General features: G+C 43.8%; 3 protein-coding genes. All 3 read right to left on the bottom strand.

Annotated features, from left to right (window positions below; genetic code table 11):
- Positions 1-203: PspC domain-containing protein (locus SORDD16_RS03675; protein ID WP_061452421.1), on the bottom strand; the 203-nt coding region annotated here is incomplete at its 3' end.
- A gap of 59 nt (positions 204-262) precedes the next feature.
- On the bottom strand, positions 263-706 hold the full coding sequence (locus SORDD16_RS03670) for a SprT family protein (protein ID WP_061452420.1): 444 nt from the start codon (positions 704-706) through the stop codon (positions 263-265).
- A partial coding sequence (locus SORDD16_RS03665) for a helix-hairpin-helix domain-containing protein (protein WP_128973461.1) occupies positions 693-1,959 on the bottom strand: 1,267 nt, incomplete at its 5' end. The genes SORDD16_RS03670 and SORDD16_RS03665, both read right to left, overlap by 14 nt.

Raw genomic sequence — 1,959 nt, 5'->3', positions numbered from 1 at the left:
ATTTCGGCTTCGATTTCTTCCTTAGTTGGCAGGATAGAGGCTAGGATGATGTAGATAATCACACCAATCCCAAAATTTGATATGGTAAAAATAGCAAAGAGAAAGCGGACTAGAGTTACATCAAAATTCCACTTGTCTGATAGACCAGCTAAAACTCCCGATACCATGCGATTTCGTCTCATTTTATAAAATTTTGTATTCATGATTATTTCCTCTTTCGGTATTCTTACAAGTAGTATAGCATGAAACGGGGTCACAAACATCAGTCCTTAGGCCGATTTAAGATGACAAGATTGCCACGGCAGACGCCACAGCGGTAGCGTTTGGTATCAATCCTACGCTTGCGCTGATAAGTTTGCTGGCAAGATTGGCACTGATAGACTAGATAGGTGCTTTGGTCTTTCAGAGGGGGTACAAAGCGTAGTCCATCCACTTCTTTCAAAAGTTCTTTAAAATCTCGATCCTTATGCCGATAACCTTTTTTCTGAAAATAAAGGTGATAGTGACAGAGTTCATGGCGCACGATTTTCCGAAAAACCTCCAAACCAAGTTCATTATAGACCTTAGGATTAAAATCCAAATGCCCATCTTTAGGGAAAAATCGCCCACCTGTCGTTCGCAGACGAGAATTCCACTGGGCTTGGTGCGTGAAAGGTCTACCAAAGTCTTCGAGTGAAACAGACTGAACGTACTCAGTTAGATTCATCTGGAGCTAGGAGCGACAGATTAACTTTTTCACGTTCGGTATCGATTTTATTAACCCAAACCGTTACTAAATCTCCAACAGACACCACTTGACTGGGATGTTTGATAAATTTGCGACTCATATGCGAAATATGAATCAATCCATCCTCGTGAATCCCGATATCAACGAAAGCACCGAAGTCAACGACATTGCGCACTACTCCTTCTAGCTTCTGGCCGACTTTTAAGTCCTTGATATCCAAGACATCTTGACGAAGTACAGGTGCATCAAAGGAATCACGGAAATCTCGACCTGGTTTAAGAAGGTCGGAAATGATGTCTTTAAGAGTTTCTGGACCAAGGTCTAGTTCTTGCGCCATCTCCTTAACTGAAAGGAACTTAAGCTTACTTTGTGCCTCTTCATTCAAGTCTTTGATATCCAAGCGTTTGAAGAGCTCCTTGACGGCAGCATAGTTCTCTGGATGAACTCCTGTATTATCAAGGATATTGTTACTTTCAGGGATACGGAGGAAACCAGCGGCCTGCTCAAAGGCCTTGGCACCGAGGCGAGGAACTTTCTTGATTTGAGCGCGTGAAGTGATTTTTCCTTCTTCCTCACGGTATTTGACAATATTTTCAGAGATGGTTTTATTGAGTCCAGCTACGCGGGAGAGAAGTGCTGGGCTGGCAGTATTGATATTGACACCGACTTGGTTAACTACAGTATCCACGACAAAATCCAGACTTTCAGACAATTTCTTCTGACTGACATCGTGCTGGTATTGCCCGACACCGATTGACTTGGGATCGATTTTAACCAATTCAGCAAGGGGATCTTGCAAACGTCGAGCGATAGAGATAGCAGAGCGTTTTTCAACGGTTAATCCTGGAAATTCCTGACGAGCAAGTTCACTGGCAGAGTAGACAGAAGCGCCACTTTCATTGACGATAACATAACTGACCTCAGGAAAATCTTTCAGAACTTCCGCCACAAAGGCTTCACTTTCACGACTGGCCGTCCCATTTCCGATAGCAATAATTTCCACGCCGTATTGAGCAATCAAGTCTGCCAAATCTTTCTTGGCTTCTTCGATTTGGCGAGCTGATGCTGGTTTGACAGGATAAATGACTTGAGTCGTCAGCATTTTCCCTGTCGCATCAACGACAGCCAGCTTGGCACCTGTACGAAAGGCAGGATCAAAACCTAAAACCACGCGCCCTTTCAGCGGAGCAACCAAGAGGAGATTGCGCAGGTTGTCAGAAAAGAGTTGGATA

The organism is Streptococcus oralis (genome assembly GCF_001578945.1).
In the GTDB taxonomy this organism is placed as follows: domain Bacteria; phylum Bacillota; class Bacilli; order Lactobacillales; family Streptococcaceae; genus Streptococcus; species Streptococcus oralis_Q.
This window is presented reverse-complemented; position numbering and strand designations above follow the sequence as displayed.